Raw genomic sequence first — 26,490 nt, 5'->3', positions numbered from 1 at the left:
ACTCAGGCTCTCTGTCACCCTGTGAGATGCCGAACTCTAGTTAACCAACCTTAAACACTCACCCCTTCCCAATAGACCTCGACCTAATATTATCTCAAGACCAAAAGTCTTTCTAGTTAAGGAATCTACCCGAATAAAAATTATTTTAATTGCCTCATATTTTTTCAGTGAAATTGAATTAGCAACGATAGATATACATTTCAGCTATCGAACTACTTAATTAGTATATAGGCTAAAAGCAAGCTGTGACTGGGTTATAATTTTTGAAGATGTCTAATTCATAATTCATAATTCATAATTCCCACGTCCACCTAATTAGTATTTTCCTATGCTTAGTCAGCAACTTTGGCACAGCCATCAAGATCTAGTACAAGCTTGCCTCGAACACCCTTTTGTGCGAGGTATCGCCACAGGAGAGCTTAAACGGGACTGTTTTGCTTTTTATGTCGGTCAGGATGCTTTTTTTCTGGAATCTTTCGCCCGTGCTTACAGTATCGCCGCCGCTAAAGCTCCCGATTGGCAGGGATTTACTAGCTTTCATCGGTTAGCGGCAGGGGTATTAAAGGAATTAGAATTACACGAAAATTACGCTTTACAGTGGGGGGTTGACCTGAGAAAGGTTCAGCCCGCTAATGCCACCCGTCGCTATCGGGATTTTCTTCTCGCTACCGCTTGGATGGGTGACATCGGTGCGATTGCCGTGGTGATGAGTCCCTGTATGCGTCTTTATGCTTATCTAGGCCAACAATTAGCCCTAGAGCCGATTTCTGAGAATCCCTATCAAGCTTGGATTGATAGTTATAGTGGGGATGAATTCGCAGCTTTAGCAAGCCAGTTAGAGGAATTAGCGGATAAATACGCCCTGATGACGGAAAATATCTCTTTATCCTATCGTTATGCCCTTAGTTGTGAACTGGATTTCTTTAGTGCCGCCTACAGCCGGGGCAAATCTTAAAGTTTTCCCGTCATAATGTTAAGAAATATAAATAACGCTAAGATTAAGGTAAGCAAAATCGTCATTATAAAAATAATGTTTCCTTCGCAACCCACCGAAAACGAACTCCTGAAAACTATCTTGGAACCTCTACTAGAGGATTTCACCCATTGGTTTTCCCGTTCCCGTCTCCTCCTCGAATCCGAGAGATTATCCTTTCTCAGCATTGAGGAACAAGACGATTTATTAGCAAGAGTCAAAAACGCCCAACAGGAGGTGGCCACGGCTTATTTACTCTTTAAAACCACGGGTGGTCAGGTGGGTATCGAGGCTAAGATGTTGTTGCCTTGGCATCAGTTGGTGGCAGAGTGTTGGGGTGTCAGCAGTCGTCGTCGTCGATTACAGGGTTGGGGAGAATATCAATCTCCTCAAACTGACGCTTAACCTGAAACTTTTTGGTAAGCTAGAGAGTTAAGCGAATTTTTAGCATAAAGTTTTGGCAATTAGGAATATTCACACATAATTCATGGGAGACTCGGCCAATGTTACATCTGCTCTATATCCTCGCCTTCACAGTTATCGCTTTTTTGACCATTAATAATTTAATTCGGAGTCTGATTACTGTCAGCATGGATTCCCAGAAACGTCCTGCTAAATCGGCTAATTCCTATAATCCCTACGGTTATCCCATGACTTCCCATCCGGAACTTTTGGACGAGACTGGACAACCGATTAATGAACCCCTGTTAGTGATTCGTTCTCTCACTGTTGAAGATGCTCGTCAACAGTTAGATGCTATTTATAATTCTTCTCCCAGTGCTGCCAAAGAGCAAGATGAGGAAATCTGATTGGTTTTAGAATGGCGGTTCTTGAAAACAGATATATTTATCTACACGGTTTTGCTTCTGGCCCCCAATCAACAAAAGCGCAATTTTTGAGACATTGTTGGCAAAAGAGGGGTTTAGCAATGGAAATTCCCGATCTTAACGGTGATGATTTTTCTAGCTTAACTCTCACTCGTCAGATTGTTCAAGTCGGCCAATTGATTGAACAATCTCAGCTTCCTGTTACTCTGATTGGTTCCAGTTTTGGCGGTTTAACGGCAGCTTGGCTGGCAGAAACTTATTTTCAGGTGCAAAGGCTCGTTTTATTAGCTCCCGCTTTTAATTTCGGTCCGATTTGGTTAGGACAATTGGAAGCAGAAACCCTAGCCAATTGGCAAAAATCTGGGAGTTTATCGGTTTATCACTACGGTTATCGCCGTTATCTGCCAATCTATTACAAATTTATCGAAGATTTAGCCAATTATCCCCAAGACAAGTTAATCAGGCAGCTTCCCACCTTGATTATTCATGGTCGTGCCGATGAGGTGATTCCCCTAGAAAATAGTCGCTATTATGCTTTTTCTCGTCCTTGGGTGCAGTTAATCGAATTAGATAGCGATCATGCCCTTACCGATGTTTTGACGAGGATATGGGCTGAAATGCAATTATTCCTAGACATCGGTCTTTAGGCGATCATGACTAAACTTGAGGAACTAACGAGCGGCTCTATTGTCAACGGCATTCTGCCCAATCAAAGCATTACCGTCATCGAGGCCAAGTGGCATGGCAGCGACACGGTAGAACTGACCTACAAAGATACCAACGGACAACCCTACACAGAACTGCTCTTTCGATACCGAGAGCCAACCCTAGAGATTCTCACCGAAGGAAGACCGTGGGGTTTCGATGGCGACGGAGCTTTGCTGCGCCTAGTTTCCGAAGCCCATCGCATCCGGTTGGCCTACCTGTTTGACCCGCTTCTAGCCGTCCATACCTCTCTGGTGGAACCACTCCCTCATCAAATCACTGCTGTTTACGGTGAGATGCTCGATCGCCAACCCCTACGCTTTTTGTTGGCCGATGACCCCGGGGCCGGGAAAACCATCATGGCGGGATTGTTAATTCGAGAACTCCTGATTCGAGGTGACTTAGCGCGCTGCTTAATCGTCTGTCCAGGCAGCCTCGCAGTCCAGTGGCAAGATGAACTACATAACAAATTTCACCTTCCCTTCGATATACTCACCAATGACCGCCTCGAAACAGCCCGCACCGGCAACGCCCTCGCCGAAATGGGTCTGGTCATTGCTAGGCTTGATAAACTCAGCCGTAATGACGACCTCCAGAAGAAACTCCAGCAGACTGATTGGGATCTGGTCATCTGCGATGAGGCCCACAAGATGTCCGCTTCTTTCTTTGGTGGGGAAATTAGGGAAACAAAGCGTTACAAATTGGGCAAACTCCTCTCTAGTGTTACCCGCCACTTCCTGCTGATGACCGCTACTCCCCACAACGGCAAAGAAGAAGACTTTCAGTTATTCCTAGCTCTACTCGATGGCGACCGCTTTGAGGGGCGATTCCGGGACGGAGTTCATGTATCAGATACTTCCGACCTGATGCGCCGCATGGTCAAAGAAGAACTGCTCAAGTTTGACGGCAAGCCACTTTTCCCCGAAAGAATCGCTCACACGGTCAGTTACCCCCTCTCCGACCAAGAAGCGATCCTCTACAGTCGAGTCACCGAGTATGTGCGCGAAGAATTTAACCGAGCCGAAGCCCTGGCCAATAACGGGCGCAAGGGGACAGTCGGCTTTGCCCTCACCATTTTGCAACGCCGCCTCGCCTCCTCTCCGGAAGCCATCTATCAATCCTTGAAACGACGACGAGAACGGCTACAAAAGCGACTCCGAGAAGAAGAACTGCTCAAGCGAGGCCAGTTGCTGGAGATAGAATTTGCTACCGTCCTTGACCAAGACGACATCGATGACGACTTTGAGGATACCGATAGCAGCGAGCGGGAGGCTACGGTCGATGAGGTGGTCGATCAGGCCACAGCATCGCGTACCATTGCCGAACTACAGATTGAAATCGCCCTGCTGAAAAAGCTTGAAGACCTAGCCAATACCGTTCGACGGAGCGGAAAAGACCGTAAGTGGGAAGAGTTTTCCCATCTTCTGCAGGATGAAGCGGAGATGTTCGATGCAGGAGGATACCGCCGCAAAATAGTCGTCTTCACCGAACACAGAGACACCCTCAACTACCTGAAAGAGCGGATCAGTACACTCCTTGGCAACCCAGAAACTGTTGTCACCATTCACGGTGGCATGGGTCGGGAAGACCGCAAAAAAGCCGAAGAAGGCTTCAAGCAAGACGTAGGAGTACAGGTACTTCTGGCCACCGATGCCGCCGGAGAGGGGATCAACCTGCAACGAGCGCATCTCATGGTCAATTATGACCTACCCTGGAACCCAAACCGTCTAGAACAGCGATTCGGTCGTATTCACCGGATTGGACAGACCGAGGTTTGTCATCTCTGGAATTTGGTGGCTCACGAAACCCGCGAGGGAGATGTGTATCGGACGCTCCTCGAAAAACTCGAAGCCGAACAAAAAGCTTTAGGCGGACGGGTGTTCGACGTATTAGGTAAAGCCATTGCGGGAAAAGAATTGCGCGAACTTCTCATCCAAGCCATCCGTTACGGCGATCACCCAGATATAAAAGCAAGCTCAAACCAGGTCATCTCTGAAAAGCTCGATCAAGAGAGACTAAGGGAATTGCTGGAAGAACGCGCCCTAGCACGGGATTCGATCGATGCTTCCAAGGTTCAGAAAATTCGAGAAGATATGGAGCGAGCCGAAGCCAGACGGTTACAGCCGCACTTCATCGCCGCATTTTTCCTCGAAGCCTTCCAACGCTTAGGCGGCACCCTACGCCAGCGAGAGCCAAAGCGATACGAGATTACCAACGTCCCCGCCGTTATCCGTAACAGAGACCGCTTTTTCGGGATAGGAGAGCCAATTCTCAAACGCTATGAGCGCATCTGTTTTGATAAAGACCTGATTAGTGTTCCGGGTAAACCCGTTGCTACCTTTGTCTGTCCCGGCCATCCCCTGTTAGATGCCACTATCGATCTTGTCTTGGAACGGCATCGGGAATTACTCAGACGGGGGGCTATCCTAGTTGATGACAGTGATCCGAGCGAGGAAATTCGGGCGCTGGTGTACTTAGAACACGCCATTCAAGACGCTCGGCTAAATCCCGATGGCAGACGGCGGGTGGTGTCGCGGCGAATGCAGTATGTGGAAATTCCTCTGTTTGCACCACAGAGACAGGGAGAGAAGGATGCTGGGTATGCCCCTTATCTAGATTATCGTCCTTTGCAGGAAGAGGAGCGGGCGATCCTAGGGCCGATCCTTGATTCTCTCCCTATCGGTAATGAGATTGAGAGCCGGGCCCGCAATTATGCGATCGCTAACCTTGTCTCTTCCCATCTTCAGGAGGTACGGCAGCGCAAGGAAGAGTTAATTGAAAAGACCCTTATAGCAGTTAAAGACCGCCTGACCAAGGAGATCAACTACTGGGACCATCGGGCGGCCCAGTTGCGCCTACAGGAAGAAGCGGGGAAGACAAATGCGCGGATCAATTCCAACAAAGCCCAGATGCGGGCCGATGAACTACAAACGCGGTTGCAAAAGCGCTTGTCTGAATTGGAGCAGGAGCGTCATTTATCCCCATCGCCGCCGGTGGTGGTGGGAGCAGCCCTCATCGTACCGGGGGGACTGTTAGGGCGACTTTTAGGCAAGCCAATGTTTGCCCGGGAGACAAAGCGCGTCGAGCAGCTGGCAATGGCGGCAGTCATGGCGGCCGAAAAAGCTTTGGGGTATGAACCGCGGGATGTGAGCGCCGAGAAGTGCGGCTATGACATCGAATCGCGCAGGACCGGAACAGGCCGCTTACGGTTTATCGAAGTCAAGGGTAGAGTAGAAGGAGCAGAGACGGTGACTGTCACCAAGAACGAGATCCTTGCATCCTTTAACAAGCCAGAGGATTTTCTGCTGGCCTTGGTTTCGGTTTCTCCCTCAGAGGAGGTTCAGGTCAGATATGTGCGCCGGCCATTCCAGAGAGAACCGGATTTTGGGGCGTGTAGTGTTAATTATAATTGGGGAGAGTTATGGGACAGGGGGGATATGATTGAACCACAAAGGCACAAAGGACACTAAGGGGATTAACCACAAAGGCACAAAGGACACTAAGGGGATTAACCACAAAGGCACGAAGGACACTAAGGGGATTAACCACAAAGGCACAAAGGACACTAAGGGGATTAACCACAAAGGCACGAAGGACACTAAGGGGATTAACCACAAAGGCACGAAGGACACTAAGGTTATGGATGAGAGGGCTAATGATTTATCTAAGGAGATTATTGGGGCGGCGATCGCTGTTCATCGGGAGTTGGGGCCAGGACTATTGGAGTCGGCCTATGAGGCCTGTTTAGAGTACGAGTTATTGGATAGGGGGATAGCGGTGGAGCGTCAAGTTCCTCAATCAGTGATTTATCGCGGTGTTAAACTTGATTGTGGTTATCGTCTCGATCTATTGGTGGAAAATCTGGTTATTGTCGAACTGAAAACCGTTGAACAACTTACCCCCATTCACGAGGCCCAGTTGTTAACCTATCTCAAATTACGCCGGCTTTGGCTAGGATTACTGATTAATTTTAACGTTCCCGTTCTCAAACAAGGCATCAAACGCCTTGTCAACAATTAATCTTTGTGTCCTTTGTGCCTTTGTGGTTCCTCAATCTTCGTGTCCTTTGTGCCTTTGTGGTTCTTTTATCTCCCATGACCTACCGTAAAAAACTCATTGAAGTGGCCCTACCCCTAGAAGCCATTAACGTCGAATCGGCACGGGAAAAGTCGATTCGCCATGGTCATCCCTCTACTCTACATCTTTGGTGGTCCCGGAAACCTTTGGCTACAACTAGGGCGGTTTTATGGGCTTCTTTGGTAGATGATCCTTCCAGTTGGCCAGAGAAATTTCCCACGGAAGAAGCACAGAATCGGGAACGGCAGCGATTGTTTGATATTTTGGGTAGGATTGAGATTGAAAAGGACAAGAAAGGTAACACTAAGCAGGTGGTTAGAGGGTTGGTATCTTGGGATGAGATTAACCAGCCTAACTCAGCAGTATTGCTAGAAGCACAGCGAGAAATTGCGCGCTGTTTAGCTTGGGAACGTGGGGAAGAACCTCCCACTAAACCTGATGCTATACGGGATTATATCGCTAAATATGCCCCCCCCGCCTATGACCCGTTTTGTGGTGGTGGTTCCATTCCTTTGGAGGCCCAGCGCTTGGGTTTGCAGGCCCACGGTAGTGACCTCAATCCGGTGGCGGTGTTGATTACTAAGGCTTTGATCGAGATTCCGCCCAAGTTTAAGGATAAACCGCCGGTTAATCCCGATTCTCGCCAAAAACAAAAGATTTCTTCCTGGGAAGGGGCCCAGGGATTGGCCGCAGATGTGCGCTATTACGGTCAGTGGATGCGGGATGAGGCTTTTAAAAGGATTGGCTATCTTTATCCGATGGTGGAAACCAACCACAAAGGCACAAAGGACACTAAGGTGATTGCTTGGCTTTGGGCCAGGACGGTGAAGTGTCCTAATCCGGCCTGTGGCTGTCAGATGCCTCTGGTTAATAAGTTCTCGCTTTCGACGAAGAAGGGTAAGGAGGCTTGGGTTGAGCCTTTTGTGGGAGATGTTAACACTGAGGGGGATTTTAACCACAAAGGCACTGAGGACACAAAGGGGGATGATTTTGGTGTCTCTGTGGTGCCACCCAAAATCCGCTTTGAGGTGAAAACGGGTAAGGGTACGGCCCCAGATGGGACGGTGAACCGCAAGGGTGCAGTTTGTATCGCTTGTAATACTCCTGTTCCTTTTGATCATATCCGTAGGGAAGGTAAGGCAGGCCGGATGGATTCTCAGTTAATGGCTATTGTCGCTGAAGGACAAGGGGGAAGGGTTTATCTTTCTCCTGATGAGGAACAGGAATATATCGCTAAAAAAGCACAGCCTGAATGGAAACCTGATTCAAATTTACCAGAACAGGCTTTAGGCTTCCGCGTACAAGGTTATGGCATGACGAAACACGCCGATTTATTCACTCCCCGTCAACTCGTCGCTCTCACTACTTTTAGCGATTTAGTAAGTGAAGCCAGAGAAAAAATTAAAGCTGATGCAGTAGCCGCAGGAATCCCTGATGATGATTTACCTCTTAATGATGGGGGAATAGGTGCGACGGCTTATGCGGATGCGGTGGCGACTTATTTGGCTTTTGGCGTAAGTCGAATAGCTAACACTTTATGCACTATAGCAAGATGGACAGCAAGTCGTGACCAAACCGTCACGGCATTTGCACGACAGGCTATTCCGATGACATGGGATTATCCAGATGTCAATCCATTTTCAGGTGCTGCTGGTGATTTAAAAGTCTCTTTATCTTCAATTTGTGATGTTTTAGAAAAGCTTCAGTTTAGTCAACAAGGTAATGTTCAACAAATTGATGCTACTGCTAAAAGTAATGACGAAATAGCACCCAGAATCATCTCTACAGACCCCCCATACTACGACAACATAGGCTATGCAGACCTTGCAGACTTTTTTTATGTTTGGTTGCGTCGTTCCCTTAATTCAGTCTATTCAAACATCTTCAGCACTTTACTCGTACCCAAAACACCGGAATTAGTCGCTACTCCCTATCGTTTTGGGGGTGATAAAAAAAAAGCTCAATCCTTCTTTGAGGAGGGCTTAAGAAAAGCATTCGGGCGAATGAATGGGATGGCTCACTCAGATTATCCTCTTACTGTCTATTACGCCTTTAAACAGGCAGAAACAGAAGACAGTGATGATGATAAGGGAAATGCTGTTGTCTCTTCCACTGGATGGGAAACCATGCTCGAAGGTTTGATTAAATCTGATTTTTCCATTGGTGGCACATGGCCAATGCGAACAGAACTGAGTAACCGTAGTGTTGGACTTGGCACTAACGCCCTCGCCTCCTCCATCGTCCTCGTGTGTCGTCCCCGTCCCGCCGACGCGCCCAAAGCCAGCCGCCGCCAATTCCTCAACGAACTGAAGCGCGACCTTCCCCAAGCCCTAAAACTGCTGCAACAGGGCAATATTGCCCCCGTTGACCTCGCCCAAGCCAGTATTGGGCCCGGGATGGCAATCTACTCCAAATACGCCGCTATCCTCGAATCTAACGGCACTTCTATGGGTGTTCGTACCGCCCTGCAACTGATTAACCAGATTCTCGACGAATTTCTCACCGAACAAGAAGGAGAATTTGATAGTGATACCCGTTGGGCGCTGACTTGGTTCGAGCAGTACCAATTCAACGAAGCACTATATGGCAATGCAGAAACCCTCTCCAAAGCCAAAAACACCAGTATTCAGGGCATGGTTGAAGCTGGCATACTAGAAGCAAAAGCCGGTAAAGTGCGACTACTCAAACGTGAAGATCTTAAAACCGATTGGAAGCCAGAAAAAGATGAGCGGACACCCATCTGGGAAATCACCCAACACCTCATCCATACCCTCGATAAAAACGGCGAAACCGGAGCCGCAGAACTCTTGGCTAAACTAGGAAACAAAGCCGATTTAGCCAAAGAACTCGCCTATAGACTTTATAGCCTCTGTGACAGAAAAGGTTGGACCCAAGAAGCCATAGCCTACAATAGCCTCGTCACCTCTTGGCCAGAAATCACCCGCCTAGCCAACGAATATAAACCCTCTCCCGAACAACTATCCTTTTCTTTGTGACCTTTGTGCCTTTGTGGTGAATTTAAACCACAGAGACACAGAGAACACAGAGTTTTAAAATCAAGTAGTAACCCCCATGAAACTAACCATTGAAGTTCCCGATAACTTAGCAAAACGTCTCAATAACTACTTAAAAGAGCATCCCGAAGAAACCCCGTTAAGTGTAGTTCAAGAAGCCCTAGAAATCAAACTAATTCCCAAAGATACCTCTAGACTTCTAGAACTAGCGGGAATTGTCGAGAATGCCCCACCAGATGCCTCCGTTAACGAAGATTATTTGACATGAGACGATTAGTCCTTGATGCCGGGCCACTTATTGCCCTGTTATCGAGCCAAGATAATTACCACAAGGAAGCGATAAAGGGGTTTGCACAACTACCGCAGGAATTTGGCGCAGTTTTAACCCCTTTACCCATCTTGTTCGAGGTTTATAAATTCGTAGCTAGGGAACAATGTCCACAAGTAGCGCAAAAGGCATTAACTATAATTAAAGAAGAGACCACAATCGTGCCGCTTGAAATGGAAACCATGCAGACTACATTTGATTTAGTCATACAAATGACCAATTGGCAGGGTAGTCTAGAAGATGCTTCAGTGGTAGTCATTGCTCAAAAATTTAACGCCCTAATCTGGACTCTCGATTACAGAGACTTAACTTGGTTTAAAAACATTGAGCTATGGACACCATCTACCTAATCTTTGTGACCTCCGTGCCTTTGTGGTTCCCCAAACTTTGTGACCTTTGTGCCTTTGTGGTTCCCCAAACTTTGTGACCTTTGTGCCTTTGTGGTTCCCCAAACTTTGTGACCTTTGTGCCTTTGTGGTTCCCCAAACTTCGTGACCTTTGTGCCTTTGTGGTTCAAAATCCCCCCTCTCCCAAATCCCCACAAGTTTCTAATCTCAAATTGTAATTATGTTTAAAACAATCAAGTTTAAAAACTTTAAATCATGGCAAGATACAGGAGACATTTCCTTAGCTTCTCTTACAGGATTTTTTGGTAATAATAGCTCTGGAAAATCCAGCATTATTCAATTCTTTTTACTTCTCAAGCAAACTGTAGAGTCTAGCGATCGCCAAAGAGTCTTAAACACAGGGGATGAAAGAAGTTATGTTGAGTTAGGGACATTGTATGATATTGCTTATAATCATATTATCCCCAGTGTAATCTCTTTTAAATTAGAATGGGATTTATCAGAAGAATTAAATATTTTTAATCCCGAAAGCTCTCAAGAAGATGTACTTTTTTCCTTAAACTCTCTGGAATTTTATTCAGAAATAAAGCTAAATGATAATCAAATATTTTTAGAAAACTTTTGCTATAATTTTAACTATAATTCAGAAAATATAAGCTTTAAATTCAAGAAAAATGCCGAAAAAGACTCCTGTGAATATGAACTACAATCAGAAGGATATCAACCGAAAAGAAGTAGGGGGAGAGCTTGGCCTCTCCCAGTTCCAATAAAAAACTATGGTTTTCCTGACCAAGCAATTAGTTATTTTCAAAATACAGGCTTTTTATCGGATTTTTCCCTAGCCTATGAAAAAGCATTTGAGCGTATTTATTATCTTGGTCCCCTGAGAGAATACCCCAAAAGAATTTACTCTTGGGCCGGAGAAAAACCGCGAGATGTTGGCCGTAGGGGAGAATTAGCTATTCCGGCCTTACTAGCTTCTCAACAATCAACCATTCAAGAGACCATTGCTTACTGGCTAAAAGAATTAGCTCTAATTCATAGTTTTCAGGTGCAAGCAATTGCAAAAGATCGCAAAGACTATGAAGTTTTGGTACAAAGATTTCCCGATACAGCAAAAGTTTTAATAACGGATGTTGGCTTTGGTGTTTCTCAGGTTTTACCTGTTTTGGTTCTGTGTTATTATGCGCCAGAAGGCTCAACAATCATTTTAGAACAGCCAGAAATTCATCTGCATCCTTCCGTACAGGCTGGACTTGCCGATGTATTTATTGATGCTATTAAAACTCGCAAAATTCAAATCATTGTCGAGAGTCATAGCGAACATTTACTGCGTCGTCTTCAGCGTCGTATTGCTGAAGAAAAAGACGGATTAAGCCCTCAAGACATTAAACTTTACTTCTGTAATTCCAAGCAAGATGGAAGCTCTAGTTTAACCACCTTAGAAATCGACGACTTTGGAAATATTGCCAACTGGCCAGAAAATTTCTTTGGTGATGAAATAGGAGATTTATTTGCCATGACCGAAGCTGCTATAAAACGTCAGATAGTTAGTGAATAAACCCATGAAAGTCATTATTGATACAAACGTCTTAATCGCCGCTAACGGTAGAGATTGTCCTCAAGTTACTCCTAAATGTCAGTTAAGGACAGGACAATATTTAAGAGACATAAAAGAAAATGGAATCATTGTGATAGACAATCAATGGCTAATCTTAAAAGAATATAGAAACAAAGTAAATCAAACAGGACAACCAGGAATAGGAGACGCATTTCTCAAATGGGTATTGACTAATCAGACAAACTCTCAACGTTGTCAACAAGTCAAGATTCATCCTTCAGAAGATAATAGCTTTCAAGAATTTCCTGATGATCCTCAATTAAAAAAATTCGACCCATCAGACCGAAAATTTGTCGCTGTTGCCCTCGCCGCACAAGATTGCCCTCCCATTATCAACGCTGTGGATTCAGACTGGGCCGAGTTTTACGAAGCCCTAACCATCTACGGAATCAGCATAGAGTTTCTTTGTGGTGAAATCGTCTCCCCACAGACCACTCAAGCACAAGTACCTAACCCTCCGTGACCTTTGTGCCTTTGTGGTTAATCCCCCTTCGTGACCTTTGTGCCTTTGTGGTTCCCCAAACTTTGTGACCTTTGTGCCTTTGTGGTAAATCCCCCTTCGTGTTCTTTGTGCCTTTGTGGTTCAAAATCCCCCTTCGTGTTCTTTGTGGTTCAAAATCCCCCTTCGTGTGGTTATCTCTCCCAAATTGAGGCATTATAAAAATAACTCCTCATCAAATCCCATGGCAATCAGCAATCGTGAACGAGTCGGACGCGCCCTAGATTTCCTCAGAGAGGGACTATACCCCTTCATAGAACGAGAAATGAAAGCAAGCTACGGCCAGAAGTGGGTGGCCGTGGCCTTAAGTTGCCTCCCTGAGAGCTACACGATCCGCAGGACAGGTGATGCCGTCCTCAAGGAAGACGTTTCGGCCCTACTAATTGTCCTCTGGGAGCAGTGGAATGAAGTTTTTAAGAAAACCCTAGGCAGAAGCGATCGCTCTCTGGCCAGTGAACTAAGAGATGTCCGCAACGCCTGGGCCCATAACGATGCTTTCAGCCTCGACGATGCTTACCGGGCTTTTGATAGCATCTCTCGCCTACTGAGTTCGGTTTCCGCCGACACCCAAGAGGTGGAGAAGCAGAAGCAAGAAATCCTCAGACTTCGCTTTGAAGAACAGGCCCGGCGAGAGACAAGGCGCCAAGCGATCGCACCTACGGAAGGACAACCGATGTCGGGATTGAAACCCTGGCGGGAAATCGCCACCCCCCACCCCGATGTGGCTTCTGGACGCTTCCAACAGGCCGAATTTGCCGCCGACCTCTGGCAAGTCTATCTCGATGAAGGCTCTGACGAATACCGCGACCCGACGGAATTTTTCCGCCGCACCTACCTCACCGAAGGACTCAAGCAACTCCTCACCAATGCCCTGCTGCGTCTGAGTGGTAATGGCGGAGAGCCGGTGATTGAACTGCAAACTAACTTCGGTGGCGGAAAAACCCACGCCATGCTGGCCCTCTACCATCTGTGCAATGCTTTGGCGATCGAAGATCTTCCCGGTATGGAGTCGATCTTCCAAGCTCTGAACATTAAAAAACCCCCCGAAAATGTCAACATTGCTGTTCTGGTCGGCACTAAAGTCCAGCCTAGTGGCATTCCCCCCTACAAACCGGAACACAACAAGCAAAATCGCCCAGAAATCAAGACCCTGTGGGGAGAAATAGCTTGGCAACTCGGCGGCGCTGAGGGCTACGCTCTGGTTCGCAACGCCGATGAAACTTCCACTAATCCGGGAGACGCACTCAAAATATTGTTTAATCGTTTTTCACCCTGTTTGATCTTGATCGACGAATGGGTTGCCTATGCTAGGCAATTGCACGACAAGAACGATATTCCCGGCGGTAGTTTTGACACCCAGTTTACATTTGCCCAAACCCTGAGCGAGTCGGCGAAAAATGCCCAGCAGACGCTTTTGGCTGTGAGTATCCCCGCTTCGGAAACCGTTGACGAAAAAACCGGAGAAGTACGGACTACAGATGTTGAAACCGGAGGAGAACGGGGTACAGAGGCCCTAGACCGCCTTAAAAATGCGATCGGGCGCATCCAATCCCCTTGGCGACCCGCTAGTGCCGAGGAGAGTTTCGAGATCGTCCGCCGCCGTCTCTTTCAAACCACTACTGACCCGCAACTATTTGTCGCACGGGATGCGGTGATTAAAGCTTTCTCCGAGATGTATCGCACCCAGGCCCAGGAATTTCCTAGCGAATGCCTGGAGGCTGACTACAGACGCCGCCTGCGGGAAGCCTATCCCATTCACCCAGAATTTTTTGATCGCCTCTACTCCGACTGGTCAACCCTCGATAAATTCCAACGCACCAGGGGTGTTTTGCGACTCATGGCCAAGGTCATCCATTCCCTTTGGGAGCGAGAGGACAAGAGCTTGTTGATCATGCCCTCCCACGTCCCGATGGATGATGCTCAGGTTCAGTCGGAGTTAACCCGCTACTTAGATGATAATTGGGTTCCGATCATCGAAAAAGATGTAGATGGCCCCAATTCTCTGCCCCTCGACATCGATCGCCAAAATTCCAACCTGGGACGCTATTCTGCTTGCCGTCGGGTTACGCGCACTATTTACCTTGGCTCGGCCCCCACGATTCGGGCTGCTAACCGAGGACTAGAAGATAAGAGGATCAAACTCGGTTGCGTGCAGCCGGGGGAGACTGTAGCCACTTTTGGTGATGCCCTACGGCGGCTAACAGATCGGGCCACCTACCTCTACATCGATGGCAACCGCTACTGGATTTCCAATCAGCCCAACGTCACCCGCACAGCCCAAGATCGGGCAAACCTGCTCTTTGAGGAGCGGTATAAAGTGACAGAAGAAATCGTCCGGCGCTTGAAGGCCGACCAGCAGCGGGGCGAGTTTGGAGCGATTCATATTGCCCCAGAATCAACTGCTGATATTCCCGATGATCCTCATCTGGGGGTGCGGCTTGTAGTTCTCGGTACTGGGCAACCCCACAGCAAATCCGCCGAAGATAGCCCCGCTCGGCGTTTAGTGGCGGAAATTCTCAATCAGAGAGGGGGTAGCCCCCGCTATTACAAGAATACGCTTGTATTTGTTGCCCCTGACAAGTCGAACTTGGAAAACTTAGAGAAGAACGTCGCCGGATATCTTGCCTGGAATTCAATTGTGGCGGATAAGGAAACCCTCAATCTCGATGTTTCTCAGAATAAACAGGCGATCACTAAGCGCGATCAAGCCGACAAGGAGGTAAGCCTGATCCTCAACCAAACCTATAAGTGGCTGCTGGTTCCAGAGCAACCCGACCCCCAGAAAGGCATCCACTGGACTGATACCAACGCTCAGGGGGACGATTCGCCTATCGATCGAGCCAGCCGCAAACTGGTTCATGAGGGGCAACTGATTACCCATTACTCTGGTGACAACCTGCGGAGGGACGCCCTCGACAAATACCTGTGGCGTTCAACTAACCACATCGATCTGAAACGTCTGTGGGAGTACCTAGCGCAGTATCTTTACTTGCCCCGTCTCAAGAACCAGGATGTTCTACTTCAAACTGTGCGGGAGGGGGTTCGTTCTACGCTCGTACAGGAGAACTTCGGTTATGCAGAGGGCTGGGATGAGGCGAAGCAAAGATATACTGGTCTTGTCATCCTTCGGGATATTAACCCGAGTATCAGCAGTCACAGCCTTCTGGTTAAGCCTGATGTAGCCATGGGGCAGCTAGAGGCCGAGAAACCAGCTAACCCCCCGACCACTGCCGAGACTGATCCCGTTATCTCTAGTGACCGTGATCGGCCGCCATCTTTACCCTCTGGTGTTGGATTAACTGTGACAGAGACTCCCGGTGATCTGGTTGAGAAAAAGCTGGTTCTGCGGAGGTTTTACGGCAGTGTTGAGATCGATCCCCTGCGGATCAATCGAGACGCTCCAGCGATCGCCAATGAGATCATCCAGCATCTCACCCGACTCAGTGGGGCCAGGGTTAAGGTAACACTGGAGATTGAAGCTGACATTCCTGATGGTGTGCCGGATGATGTGGTGCGGACGGTGACGGAGAATTGTCGGACACTAAAATTTAATAATCAGTCTTTTGAACTGGAGTGAATATCGGGAAATTTCCCTATCTGGATTCGGTCATGGCTCTCTTATTCTTTGTGTGATCAGTTTAACTTACTATAGAAGCGATCAATCTTTGTGTCCTCTGTGTCTGGAGTGGTTCCTTCCACTCCCTCGCCAGCAGGACTGTATCTTAGAATACATTTTACCCACCAAACCTAAGAGAGCAATAATAATCCCCCTTTTATCTGAAAAAGAGGGATTTATTTAGTCCAAATTGGTTAGATTGTGAGGAAAGTTTTCACCCTTCTTAGTCTAAAGACAAGAGGTTTTCTGCTGATGTCTTCCCACTACCAAAGTCCGCGGATAGGAGATACACTAGGATCGGGAGCGGGTTGAGGAGCAACTTCAGTAAAGGTTCTGGTTTCCGGGGGTAAAGCGGGAAGTCCCCAAGCGGATTCTTTTTGGTTAAGTTCTCTTAAAAGTTGCGAGCGAGTGGTACTGACGGCGATTTCTGATTTTAGTTTCAAGCGGGAAACCCAATAGGGATGAGCTTTACCCACATAAATTAACTTGCCATCTACCACTTGCAATAGTACATCGTCACCACCAGTGCCATCCCCAACAATACGAGCGGTGGTTCCGTCAGCAAAGTCGCCGTTGAAAATTTCTTTGCCATCCACTGTTACAAGTCTGATCAATTGGATGGACATAATGCCACCCACGGTTCCCCGGACGCGACCGAGTATATAGTCACCGGGGTTGAGTTGCGGCTCACCTCTGTAGGTGTCATGGCCGCGCAGTTGACTGATCAAGATTTCGTTATTTTGTGGTCCTGCTTGTGCGGGTACAGCGCCAACGGTAGTTAGGGCAACTAAACCGGCAAAACCAGCGACAAGGGAAATTTTGTTAAACACAATTACCTCAAGCAAAAAGTTAGTAAATTCTCTATAGACGTTTTAGATTATAACTTAGTTCCTGATTTTGTCTATATTGCGAAATATTTGTTTAATAATTTCTCGATCGAGGGGTTGGAGGTTGGGGTTTTAGGGTGTTGGGGTTTTAGGGTGTTAGTTGAAATTCCCCCATTCTCCCGCTCCCTACCTCCCCACCTCCCCACTTCCCCTGAAAACTGGATTAAGCTAGGCTCTAAGACCGCTCGACATTGCTGAATAATTGAGGATCGAGGGTGGGTAGTTCGATATCTTTTTCTGCTGAGGAAGAGGCCAACTGGAAGCGATTGAAGGTTTGTTGAACGCGATCAAAAATGCTGATTTTTTGCTCGCTATTGTTCTGGGGTTCGGGAATAGGTTCCACTTCTAGCGGAGGCTGAATACCGGGGGCAGGTTCGTTAATCTCTTTTGTCTCTGGTATGGTGGTTAGGGGAGATTCGATCGCTTCAGGGGTTTCCTCGACCTTTTCGATTGTTTCTGTCTCCACTGGTTTTTCTTCCACGATTGGGCTTTCTGACTCAATAACAGGGTTTTCCTCAACTATAGGGCTTTCTGGCTCAATAACAGGGGTTTCCTCAACTATAGGGGTTTCTTCCTCAACTATAGGGGGTTCCTCAACTACAGGGGTTTCCTCAACTATAGAGGTTTCTTCTTCCTCAACTATAGGGGTTTCTGGCTCAATAACGGGGGTTTCTTCCTCTAGACGGGGAATGGTTTTATAGTTGGGATCAACAATGCTACGGGCAATTGTAGGGGATAAATCGCCGCGGACCAATTGACTGAGGCCGTCTTGGTAAGAGGGATCAAAGCTAATCACGCGCACGCTGGTATTAAACTCGTTTTCGACTTTATTTCCCTTACCATCGATGAATTCTAGTTGTACCCAGTTATTGCCCTTGGCAAAACCCTTGAGATAGATTGGTTCCCAAGTATCAAGCAGAAAACTTTCACCGTTGACAGTGACACGAATGCGCCAATTTTGAAGATTATTATCCCCGTTGGCAGTATTGGACAGACGTAGAGGAGCATTACTCAGATAAAAATCGAGCAGGATCGGTTCTGCACAGTAGATTCCCTGCGGACTACTGTAGGTTAATAGGGGTAAGTTGTTATCGGGGTCATTTTTGCCTGTTTTTGTCAGAATATGAAAGGTTGTTTCAGCAAATGCCCCATCATTTTTAAAACTTTCCTGCCAAGGACGCAGGGCCAAGACGCGCAGGGTGTGAGTACCGGGGGCAAGATTTTCTAGGATAATCGGTTGCTTGAGGTCGTAAATGGCTGCTGCCGGTTCATTATCGACAATTAGGCTCAAGTGGGGTCCTAATTTCAGGGTATCGTCTTGGAAAATTGGCAGATCCGACACTTGTAGTTTAACTGTCACCTGAGTGTCATCGAAAACTTGTTCGGCCAGAGGACTGAGAATCGTTACTTGGGGAGCGTAACGCTCTAAACTGGGGCGCAGTTCCTGAATTAGGACCGGGGGGGCCACCTCAGAAATGCGGCCTCGAACGACGGGAAGATGAGGGGTTTCGGAACTGGGGAGATTGGTAGCCGTCAGGCGATCGCCACAGGCAGTTAACAGGGTGGTCAGTAAACCAATCACAAGACATATATGAAGGGTTTTGACTGGGATTAATTTATGTAGTAGGGATAGCACGTTCCTCCTAGAGCCAAGGCCAAAATCTATACAAACCATTGATTTTTGCTAGAGTCATTGAATGCTCCGGTGTCAGCAAAAGCGCGAGAAGATGAGGTTATGGCCTCAATTTTACAGAATTGTTTGATTGTTTTTTGAGAATCTATCTATTGAATTTTCTATATGGTCTGGTGAGGGAGAAAAAGGGGAAATTGGCTTCCGGAGCGACAATTGATAAACTTTTGTAAAGAAAAATCACCAGTCAGACACTGACTAAGACCGTCCATAGCAGAAAACGTCTCTCCTATCAAGGATTAAGAGAATTTTAATTATTGTTAAGCATAACGAACAGACAAGAGAACAAAGACTTATCATCTACTATTGATGCTTTCGACTGGAATCTCACCCAAGAGGAAAGTCAAGCGACATTAACAAAAGGTGGGTCAGATTTCAACTTGCCTTTTTTAGGTTAAAAAATCTATCCTCAAATAAAACGCTAAGTCTATTGTCGAGAGAGGAGAATCCTCATGGCACTCCCCCCCAAAGAGGCGGTAGCTAAAGTGATTGTAGATAAAGACCCAGTACCTACTTCCTTTGAGAAGTGGGGGCAACCGGGGCATTTTGATCGCACTTTAGCCAAAGGACCCAAAACCACCACCTGGATTTGGAACCTACACGCCAACGTCCACGATTTTGATAGTCAAACCAGCGATCTAGAAGATATTTCTCGGAAAATCTTCAGCGCCCACTTCGGACATCTCGCCGTTGTCTTCGTTTGGCTGAGTGGAATGTACTTCCACGGCGCGAAATTTTCTAACTATGAAGCTTGGTTAACCAACCCGCTGGCCATCAAACCCAGCGCCCAAGTGGTCTGGCCGATCGTCGGTCAAGGCATCCTCAACGGCGATGTGGGCGGCGGCTTCCACGGTATTCAGATCACCTCTGGTCTGTTCTACCTCTGGCGGGCTTCCGGGTTCACCAACAGCTATCAGCTATACTGCACCGCTATCGGTGGTTTAGTTATGGCGGGCCTGATGCTGTTTGCCGGTTGGTTCCATTACCACAAAAGCGCACCGAAACTGGAATGGTTCCAAAACGTGGAATCGATGATGAACCACCACTTGGCGGGTTTACTCGGCTTAGGTTCCCTAGGTTGGGCCGGTCATCAGATTCACGTTTCTTTACCGGTGAACAAACTCCTCGATGCTGGAGTAGCTCCCCAAGACATCCCCTTGCCCCACGAGTTCATTCTCGAACCGAGCAAGATGGCGGATTTATATCCCAGCTTCGCCCAGGGTTTGACCCCCTTCTTTACCCTTAACTGGGGTGCTTACTCGGATTTCCTCACCTTCAAAGGTGGCTTGAACCCCGTGACCGGTGGTCTCTGGCTTTCCGATACCGCTCACCATCACTTGGCGATCGCTGTATTATTCATCATTGCTGGTCATATGTACCGTACCAACTGGGGTATCGGTCACAGCATGAAGGAAATCCTCGAAAACCACAAAGGTCCCTTCACCGGTCAAGGTCACAAAGGACTGTACGAAATCCTGACCACCTCTTGGCACGCCCAGTTAGCGATTAACCTTGCTCTCTTAGGTTCGCTAACCATCATCGTGGCCCACCATATGTACGCCATGCCGCCCTATCCCTATCAGGCGACGGACTACGCCACCCAACTATCCTTGTTCACTCACCACACTTGGATCGGTGGCTTCTTAATCGTCGGTGCGGGAGCGCACGGAGCGATCTTCATGGTACGCGACTACGATCCGGCCAAAAACGTCGATAACCTGCTCGATCGGGTGATCCGTCATCGCGACGCAATTATCTCCCACCTGAACTGGGTATGTATTTTCCTCGGCTTCCATAGCTTCGGTTTATACATTCACAACGACACCATGCGGGCTTTTGGTCGTCCCCAAGATATGTTCTCGGATACGGGAATTCAACTACAACCCATCTTTGCCCAATGGGTACAAAGTCTCCACACCCTAGCCCCCGGCAACACCGCTCCTAACGCTCTCACTACCGCTAGTTATGCTTTCGGTGGCGACGTAGTAGCAGTGGGTGGCAAAGTGGCCATGATGCCGATCACTCTCGGTACTGCCGATTTCCTCGTGCATCACATCCACGCCTTCACCATCCATGTAACCGTGTTGATTCTCCTCAAAGGGGTTCTCTACGCTCGCGGTTCCCGTCTGATTCCCGATAAAGCGAATCTCGGTTTCCGTTTCCCCTGCGATGGTCCCGGTCGCGGCGGTACCTGCCAAGTTTCGGGTTGGGATCACGTCTTCCTCGGCCTGTTCTGGATGTACAACTCCCTCTCGGTCGTAATCTTCCACTTTAGCTGGAAAATGCAGTCCGATGTCTGGGGAACCGTCGCCCCCGATGGCACTGTCACCCACGTTACCCTCGGTAACTTCGCCCAAAGTGCCATCACCATCAACGGTTGGTTACGCGATTTCCTCTGGGCGCAAGCAGCGCAAGTCATTAATTCCTATGGCTCTGCCCTGTCTGCCTACGGAATCATGTTCCTAGCCGGTCACTTCGTCTTCGCGTTTAGCTTGATGTTCCTGTTCAGTGGTCGCGGCTACTGGCAAGAATTAATCGAGTCGATCGTCTGGGCGCACAACAAGTTAAGAGTTGCCCCCGCTATCCAACCTCGCGCCCTGAGCATCATTCAAGGTCGTGCCGTTGGTGTGGCTCACTACCTCTTAGGCGGTATTGTCACCACTTGGGCATTCTTCTTGGCCAGAAGTCTCTCGATTGGCTAAACTTGCCTATAAGGGCTTGCCAGTCCCCCGGGGATTGGCAAGACTAGGCTGAACCAGCGTCGATTGACCGATACCACTGTAAGCGTTTCCTATTACAGTGGGTGAATTTAAAAAAGGAAATAACCAGCACTCGTGTAAGAGCCTCAGTTATTTAGAGAGGAGAATTTCCTAAACAGCTATGGCAACTAAATTCCCTAAATTTAGCCAAGATCTAGCCCAAGATCCGACCACCCGTCGGATTTGGTACGGGATCGCCACAGCCCACGATTTTGAAAGTCATGATGGCATGACGGAAGAGAATCTCTACCAAAAGATTTTCGCGTCGCACTTCGGCCACATTGCAATCATTTTCCTGTGGACTTCCGGTACGATATTCCACGTCGCTTGGCAAGGTAACTTCGAGCAGTGGATCAAAGATCCCTTAAACATCCGTCCCATCGCCCATGCGATTTGGGATCCCCAGTTCGGTAAAGGCGCGGTAGATGCCTTCACCCAAGCTGGCGCTTCTAATCCGGTTAACATCGCCTATTCCGGGGTTTACCACTGGTTCTACACCATCGGTATGACCTCCAACCAAGACCTATACCAAGGTGCGGTGTTCCTGCTGATTCTCTCGGCGATTTTCCTCTTTGCTGGCTGGTTACACTTACAACCTAAGTTCCGTCCTAGCCTCGCTTGGTTCAAAAACGCTGAATCTCGCCTGAACCACCACCTCGCCGCTCTGTTCGGTGTTAGCTCTCTGGCTTGGACCGGACACCTCGTTCACGTTGCTATCCCCGAATCCCGCGGTCAGCACGTTGGTTGGGACAACTTCCTCTCCACTCCCCCCCACCCGGCGGGTTTACTACCCTTCTTCACCGGTGACTGGGGTGTGTATGCGGAAAACCCCGACACTGCTAACCACATTTTCGGTACTGCCCAAGGCGCGGGAACTGCGATCCTCACCTTCTTAGGTGGTTTCCATCCCCAAACCGAGTCCCTCTGGTTAACCGATATGGCTCACCACCACTTGGCGATCGCTGTGATCTTCATTGTGGCTGGTCATATGTACCGCACCAACTGGGGCATCGGTCACAGCATCAAGGACATCCTCAATGCCCACAGACCCCCCAGTGGTAAGTTAGGAGCCGGTCACAAAAATCTTTATGACACGGTTAACAACTCTCTCCACTTCCAACTCGGTTTGGCCCTGGCTTCTTTAGGCGTGATCACCTCTCTGGTGGCGCAGCATATGTACGCGCTACCCCCTTATGCCTTTATCGCTAAGGACTACACTACCCAAGCGGCTCTCTATACCCACCACCAATACATCGCTGGTTTCCTAGCGGTGGGTGCTTTCGCTCACGGTGCTATCTTCTTCGTGCGTGACTATGATCCCGAAGCGAACAAAGATAACGTCCTGGCGCGGATGCTGGAGCATAAAGAAGCGATCATCTCTCACCTAAGCTGGGTTTCCCTTTTCTTAGGTTTCCACACCCTCGGCCTCTACGTTCATAACGATGTAGTCGTCGCTTTCGGTACTCCCGAAAAACAAATCCTGATCGAACCTGTGTTCGCTCAATTCGTGCAAGCAGCTTCGGGTAAAACCCTGTACGGCATGAACGTACTGTTGTCTAACCCCGATAGTATCGCTTACACCGCCTATCCTAACTACGGTGATGTTTGGTTACCCGGTTGGCTAGACGCAATCAATAGCGGCACTAACTCCCTATTCTTAACCATCGGTCCTGGCGACTTCCTCGTTCACCATGCGATCGCTCTTGGTTTACACACCACCGTTCTAATCCTGGTTAAAGGTGCTTTAGACGCTCGTGGTTCCAAATTAATGCCCGATAAAAAAGACTTCGGGTATTCCTTCCCTTGCGACGGTCCCGGCCGTGGCGGTACTTGCGACATCTCTGCTTGGGATTCCTTCTACCTAGCCATGTTCTGGATGTTGAACACCTTGGGTTGGTTAACCTTCTACTGGCACTGGAAACACCTCGGTGTCTGGTCGGGTAACGTGGCTCAGTTTAACGAAAACTCCACCTACCTGATGGGCTGGTTCCGCGATTACCTCTGGGCTAACTCGGCTCAGTTAATCAACGGTTACAACCCCTACGGTGTTAACAACCTTTCTGTCTGGGCCTGGATGTTCCTCTTTGGACACCTCGTTTGGGCAACCGGTTTCATGTTCCTGATCTCTTGGCGTGGTTACTGGCAAGAGTTGATCGAAACTATCGTTTGGGCCCACGAACGCACTCCTCTGGCGAACCTCGTTCGTTGGAAAGACAAACCCGTGGCTCTCTCGATCGTTCAGGCTCGTTTGGTTGGTTTAGCTCACTTCACCGTTGGCTATATCTTCACCTACGCCGCCTTCTTGATCGCTTCCACTGCCGGCAAGTTCGGCTAAACCTTGAATTAGGTAACTAAAAAACCCCCCGCCCATTGGTGGGGGGTTTTGTTTATGATTGATCATAAAAACACGGCTCAATCCCAATCCTTTGAGTAACCCACAGAAAACGGGTTTCTCCGAGAAACCCGTTTTCTACTCATGCAAAAGGCAAAAGGAGAAATAAATAATCAGTTTTTAATAACCAGATGAAACCGTTACTTATAGTCTTGAATCTGTCCTCAAGGAAATCAAAGACAGCATCAAGGAAGTTAACCAAAAAATCGATACCTTCCAACAGGATGTTAACCAGAAATTTGACAGCCTACAGAAGGATTTTAACCAGAAATTTGATACCTTGCAACAGGATGTTAACCAGAAATTTGATAGCCTACAGAAGGATTTTAACCAGAAATTTGATAGCTTACAAAAGGATGTTAACCAGAAATTTGACAGCCTACAGAAGGATCTTAACCAGAAATTTGACAGCCTACAGAAAGATATTAACCAGAAATTTGAGAAAATCGACGAACGGCTAACTAAGCTAGAGGTAGGACAGGCAAAACTAACTGAGAAAGTCGATGGGATGGATAGAAGACTAGAAAAGGTGGAAGGAACCCAAAAAAATCAAGTTTGGACGTTAATTATCCTTTTAGGAGGAGCGATCGGCACGGCAGCGTGGCGCTCTTTCTTTTCTGGCAATCCTTAGAAATATTGCCATAATACTAAATGCTAGGCAATAGGTAATCAGTTTCTAATAACCGGATTTAGGATTAAAATAAAATTATTGTACTATCATTACTCCCAGGGATGTTACCAAAATGTCTAACGAAACCGTTACTTATAGTCTGAAACCGTTACTTATAGTCTTGAATCTGTCCTCAAGGAAATCAAAGACAGCATCAAGGAAGTTAACCAAAAAATCGATACCTTCCAACAGGATGTTAACCAGAAATTTGACAGCTTACAAAAGGATTTTAACCAGAAATTTGACAAAATCGACGAACGGCTAACTAAGCTAGAGGTAGGACAGACAAAACTAACTGAGAAAGTCGATGGGATGGATAGAAGACTAGAAAAGGTGGAAGGAATCCAAAAAAATCAAGTTTGGACGTTAATTATTCTTTTAGGAGGAGCGATCGGAACAGCAGCGTGGCGCTCTTTCTTTTCTGGTAATCCTTAGAAATATTACTATAATTTCTCACTTTAGGGTAGTTATGAGGGGAAATTAGCAGATGTGAAACTCAGGTTAAAAATAAGGGATATTTAACCCATCCTACCGATAATTATGCTTTCCTCAACCATCTTTTTAACAATCGCCACAATGCCACTATTATCCCCCCAATTAAAACTAAAGGAAACTTAACCACCCCCAGAAAGAAAGCAACGATTAAGGGATATTTTCGGGTTTCTAATTGCCGAATTTGATCATCGCACTTTTGAACATCCGCTGCTAACCCCAATGCTTGATATAATTCCCGCGACTGAAGAAATGCTTCTTTCGCTTCCGATATACGATCGAGTTTATAGTAGGTAAGTCCCAGATTAAACCAAGATTTCGCTTCACCCCCCCGATCACCGATTTCGCGTGTGATCGCTAAAGACTGTTGATGAAACTCGATCGCTTTTTGGTATTCTCCTAGGGAACCGTAAACATTGCCTAAATTATTGTAGGATGCCGCTTCACCCCTCCGATCACCGATTTCCCGTTTGATTGCTAAGGACTGTTGATGAAACTCGATCGCTTTTTGGTATTCTCCTAGGGAATCGTAAACATTGCCTAAATTACCGTAGGATTTCGCTTCACCCCCCCGATCACCGATTTCCCGTGTGATTGCTAAGGACTGTTGATAAAACTCGATCGCTTTTTGGTATTCTCCTAGGGAATAGTAAACATTGCCTAAATTACCGTAGGAATACGCTTCACTTTCCCGATCACCGATTTTTCGTGTGATTGCTAAGGATTGTTGATGAAACTCGATCGCTTTTTGGTATTCTCCTAGGGATTGGTAAACATTGCCTAAACCGATGTAGGATGCCGCTTCACCCCCCCGATCACCGATTTCCCGTGTGATTGCTAAGGATTGTTGATGAAACTCGATCGCTTTTTGGTATTCTCCTAGGGAATAGTAAACAGTGCCTAAATTATTGTAGGAAGTCGCTTCACCCCCCCGATCACCGATTTCCCGTTTGATTGCTAAGGACTGTTGATGAAACTCGATCGCTTTTTGGTATTCTCCTAGGGAATAGTAAACATTGCCTAAACTGGTGAGGGATGCGGCATAATTCCAGTTGGTTTGCTCTTCCTGTTGTTGGTAAACAGTGACTAATTCAAGGTAATAATCCGCTAGGGTTTGATAATACCCCCGTCGGGTGAGAAAATCATCGATAGCACGGAGAATATCAAAAGCATTGTCGTACTCGGTTAACTGATAGTGATGATAGAAAATTTCTAGGTAAGGTTGCACATCGTTGAGGATTTCCCAGGAGTCGGGTTGAGCAATAGAAAGATAATAGGCGATCGCTTTTTGGTGTAATTCCCTTTGATCACCGGCTTTGTATTGTGCATATTCCCAAACTAAAGGCTGAAAACTAAAAATTCGCTGGCGATTTTCCTCTTTTTCTTCTAATAATGATCGTCGCTGTAATTCTCGCAAATCTGCCGTGATCTCGGATAGTTCGATCTCCGGGTAATTATCCATCACTGCTTTGGCTGCCAGAGAATCAAATTCTCGGCGATAAATGCTGGTTTTAGTGAATAATTCCTGCTGTCTTTGGCTAAGTCGCTGAAAACTAGCATCTAAAACTAAAGCAATTCCCACTGTCTCTTGAC

19 protein-coding genes are annotated in these 26,490 nt (G+C 47.4%); 16 read left to right on the top strand and 3 right to left on the bottom strand.

The features are described 5' to 3' along the window. The first annotated feature begins 328 nt into the window (after positions 1-328). The 12 genes from LW728_RS07645 to LW728_RS07590 all read left to right on the top strand — a co-directional run bounded on the left by LW728_RS07645 (position 329) and on the right by LW728_RS07590 (position 15,968). Complete coding sequence (locus tag LW728_RS07645) at positions 329-955, top strand: TenA family protein (protein WP_287766083.1); 627 nt, start codon at positions 329-331, stop codon at positions 953-955. A gap of 15 nt (positions 956-970) precedes the next feature. Next, positions 971-1,378: a DUF2605 domain-containing protein gene (locus LW728_RS07640; protein WP_002801381.1), complete on the top strand. Its 408-nt coding sequence runs from the start codon at positions 971-973 to the stop codon at positions 1,376-1,378. Positions 1,379-1,476: 98 nt separating this feature from the next. Continuing rightward, positions 1,477-1,782 carry a DUF2973 domain-containing protein gene (locus LW728_RS07635; protein WP_002801382.1) on the top strand — a complete coding sequence of 102 codons (306 nt, stop codon included), beginning with the start codon at positions 1,477-1,479 and terminating at the stop codon, positions 1,780-1,782. 11 nt (positions 1,783-1,793) lie between these two features. Beyond that, a complete protein-coding gene (locus tag LW728_RS07630) occupies positions 1,794-2,447 on the top strand; it encodes a YqiA/YcfP family alpha/beta fold hydrolase (protein ID WP_043997773.1) in 654 nt (217 codons plus the stop codon). Between the two features lie 6 nt (positions 2,448-2,453). Further along, entirely contained in the window at positions 2,454-5,975 is a 3,522-nt protein-coding gene (locus tag LW728_RS07625) for a helicase-related protein (protein ID WP_287766081.1), read from the top strand. 169 nt (positions 5,976-6,144) lie between these two features. After that, positions 6,145-6,525 (top strand): GxxExxY protein, encoded by a 381-nt coding sequence (locus tag LW728_RS07620; RefSeq protein WP_002754172.1) that lies wholly within the window; start codon positions 6,145-6,147, stop codon positions 6,523-6,525. A gap of 74 nt (positions 6,526-6,599) precedes the next feature. Then, positions 6,600-9,578: a DUF1156 domain-containing protein gene (locus LW728_RS07615; RefSeq protein ID WP_287766099.1), complete on the top strand. Its 2,979-nt coding sequence runs from the start codon at positions 6,600-6,602 to the stop codon at positions 9,576-9,578. Positions 9,579-9,654: 76 nt separating this feature from the next. After that, on the top strand, positions 9,655-9,864 hold the full coding sequence (locus tag LW728_RS07610; RefSeq protein WP_002754183.1) for a hypothetical protein: 210 nt from the start codon (positions 9,655-9,657) through the stop codon (positions 9,862-9,864). Then, a complete protein-coding gene (locus tag LW728_RS07605; RefSeq protein WP_002777130.1) occupies positions 9,861-10,274 on the top strand; it encodes a type II toxin-antitoxin system VapC family toxin in 414 nt (137 codons plus the stop codon). The genes LW728_RS07610 and LW728_RS07605 overlap by 4 nt, the downstream gene beginning before the upstream one ends. A 217-nt stretch (positions 10,275-10,491) precedes the next feature. Then, positions 10,492-11,832, top strand: a complete 1,341-nt coding sequence (locus tag LW728_RS07600; protein WP_287766079.1) for an AAA family ATPase — start codon at positions 10,492-10,494, stop codon at positions 11,830-11,832. Between the two features lie 4 nt (positions 11,833-11,836). Then, complete coding sequence (locus LW728_RS07595; protein ID WP_002801404.1) at positions 11,837-12,355, top strand: PIN domain-containing protein; 519 nt, start codon at positions 11,837-11,839, stop codon at positions 12,353-12,355. Between the two features lie 220 nt (positions 12,356-12,575). Continuing rightward, positions 12,576-15,968: a Swt1 family HEPN domain-containing protein gene (locus LW728_RS07590; RefSeq protein WP_287766077.1), complete on the top strand. Its 3,393-nt coding sequence runs from the start codon at positions 12,576-12,578 to the stop codon at positions 15,966-15,968. Positions 15,969-16,270: 302 nt separating this feature from the next. Here LW728_RS07590 and LW728_RS07585 read toward each other — a convergent pair whose 3' ends face one another. Continuing rightward, positions 16,271-16,837, bottom strand: a complete 567-nt coding sequence (locus LW728_RS07585; RefSeq protein ID WP_287766074.1) for a hypothetical protein — start codon at positions 16,835-16,837, stop codon at positions 16,271-16,273. 232 nt (positions 16,838-17,069) lie between these two features. Next, the gene (locus LW728_RS07580; protein WP_287766072.1) at positions 17,070-18,569 is read right to left on the bottom strand and encodes a hypothetical protein; all 1,500 of its coding nucleotides are present in this window, start codon (positions 18,567-18,569) and stop codon (positions 17,070-17,072) included. Positions 18,570-19,036: 467 nt separating this feature from the next. On the opposite strand from LW728_RS07580, the gene psaA reads away from it, so the two are divergent. From psaA to LW728_RS07560, 4 genes are all read left to right on the top strand, one after another. After that, positions 19,037-21,286 carry a photosystem I core protein PsaA gene (psaA, locus tag LW728_RS07575; protein WP_002780971.1) on the top strand — a complete coding sequence of 750 codons (2,250 nt, stop codon included), beginning with the start codon at positions 19,037-19,039 and terminating at the stop codon, positions 21,284-21,286. A 178-nt stretch (positions 21,287-21,464) separates the two neighbouring features. Next, positions 21,465-23,678, top strand: coding sequence for a photosystem I core protein PsaB (gene psaB, locus LW728_RS07570; protein WP_002770787.1), 2,214 nt, complete (start codon positions 21,465-21,467; stop codon positions 23,676-23,678). A gap of 229 nt (positions 23,679-23,907) precedes the next feature. Beyond that, complete coding sequence (locus tag LW728_RS07565; RefSeq protein WP_287766097.1) at positions 23,908-24,366, top strand: DUF4164 domain-containing protein; 459 nt, start codon at positions 23,908-23,910, stop codon at positions 24,364-24,366. Between the two features lie 180 nt (positions 24,367-24,546). Next, positions 24,547-24,840 (top strand): DUF4164 domain-containing protein, encoded by a 294-nt coding sequence (locus LW728_RS07560; protein WP_502845972.1) that lies wholly within the window; start codon positions 24,547-24,549, stop codon positions 24,838-24,840. A gap of 103 nt (positions 24,841-24,943) precedes the next feature. Here the strand turns inward: LW728_RS07560 and LW728_RS07555 are convergent. Further along, positions 24,944-26,490 (bottom strand): tetratricopeptide repeat protein (locus tag LW728_RS07555; protein ID WP_287766070.1); only part of this gene is annotated, 1,547 nt, incomplete at its 5' end.

Source organism: Microcystis sp. 49638_E5 (assembly GCF_021300285.1).
In the GTDB taxonomy this organism is placed as follows: domain Bacteria; phylum Cyanobacteriota; class Cyanobacteriia; order Cyanobacteriales; family Microcystaceae; genus Microcystis; species Microcystis aeruginosa_C.
Note: the sequence above shows the minus strand (reverse complement) of the source record. Positions and strands in the feature narration are given on the sequence as shown.

Coding starts and splice junctions, on each gene's coding strand:
- LW728_RS07645 (WP_287766083.1), top strand. CDS start 329: ATGCTTAGTCAGCAACTTTGGCACAGCCATCAAGATCTAGTACAAGCT.
- LW728_RS07640 (WP_002801381.1), top strand. CDS start 971: ATGTTAAGAAATATAAATAACGCTAAGATTAAGGTAAGCAAAATCGTC.
- LW728_RS07635 (WP_002801382.1), top strand. CDS start 1,477: ATGTTACATCTGCTCTATATCCTCGCCTTCACAGTTATCGCTTTTTTG.
- LW728_RS07630 (WP_043997773.1), top strand. CDS start 1,794: ATGGCGGTTCTTGAAAACAGATATATTTATCTACACGGTTTTGCTTCT.
- LW728_RS07625 (WP_287766081.1), top strand. CDS start 2,454: ATGACTAAACTTGAGGAACTAACGAGCGGCTCTATTGTCAACGGCATT.
- LW728_RS07620 (WP_002754172.1), top strand. CDS start 6,145: ATGGATGAGAGGGCTAATGATTTATCTAAGGAGATTATTGGGGCGGCG.
- LW728_RS07615 (WP_287766099.1), top strand. CDS start 6,600: ATGACCTACCGTAAAAAACTCATTGAAGTGGCCCTACCCCTAGAAGCC.
- LW728_RS07610 (WP_002754183.1), top strand. CDS start 9,655: ATGAAACTAACCATTGAAGTTCCCGATAACTTAGCAAAACGTCTCAAT.
- LW728_RS07605 (WP_002777130.1), top strand. CDS start 9,861: ATGAGACGATTAGTCCTTGATGCCGGGCCACTTATTGCCCTGTTATCG.
- LW728_RS07600 (WP_287766079.1), top strand. CDS start 10,492: ATGTTTAAAACAATCAAGTTTAAAAACTTTAAATCATGGCAAGATACA.
- LW728_RS07595 (WP_002801404.1), top strand. CDS start 11,837: ATGAAAGTCATTATTGATACAAACGTCTTAATCGCCGCTAACGGTAGA.
- LW728_RS07590 (WP_287766077.1), top strand. CDS start 12,576: ATGGCAATCAGCAATCGTGAACGAGTCGGACGCGCCCTAGATTTCCTC.
- LW728_RS07580 (WP_287766072.1), bottom strand. CDS start 18,569: ATGGTTTGTATAGATTTTGGCCTTGGCTCTAGGAGGAACGTGCTATCC.
- psaA (WP_002780971.1), top strand. CDS start 19,037: ATGGCACTCCCCCCCAAAGAGGCGGTAGCTAAAGTGATTGTAGATAAA.
- psaB (WP_002770787.1), top strand. CDS start 21,465: ATGGCAACTAAATTCCCTAAATTTAGCCAAGATCTAGCCCAAGATCCG.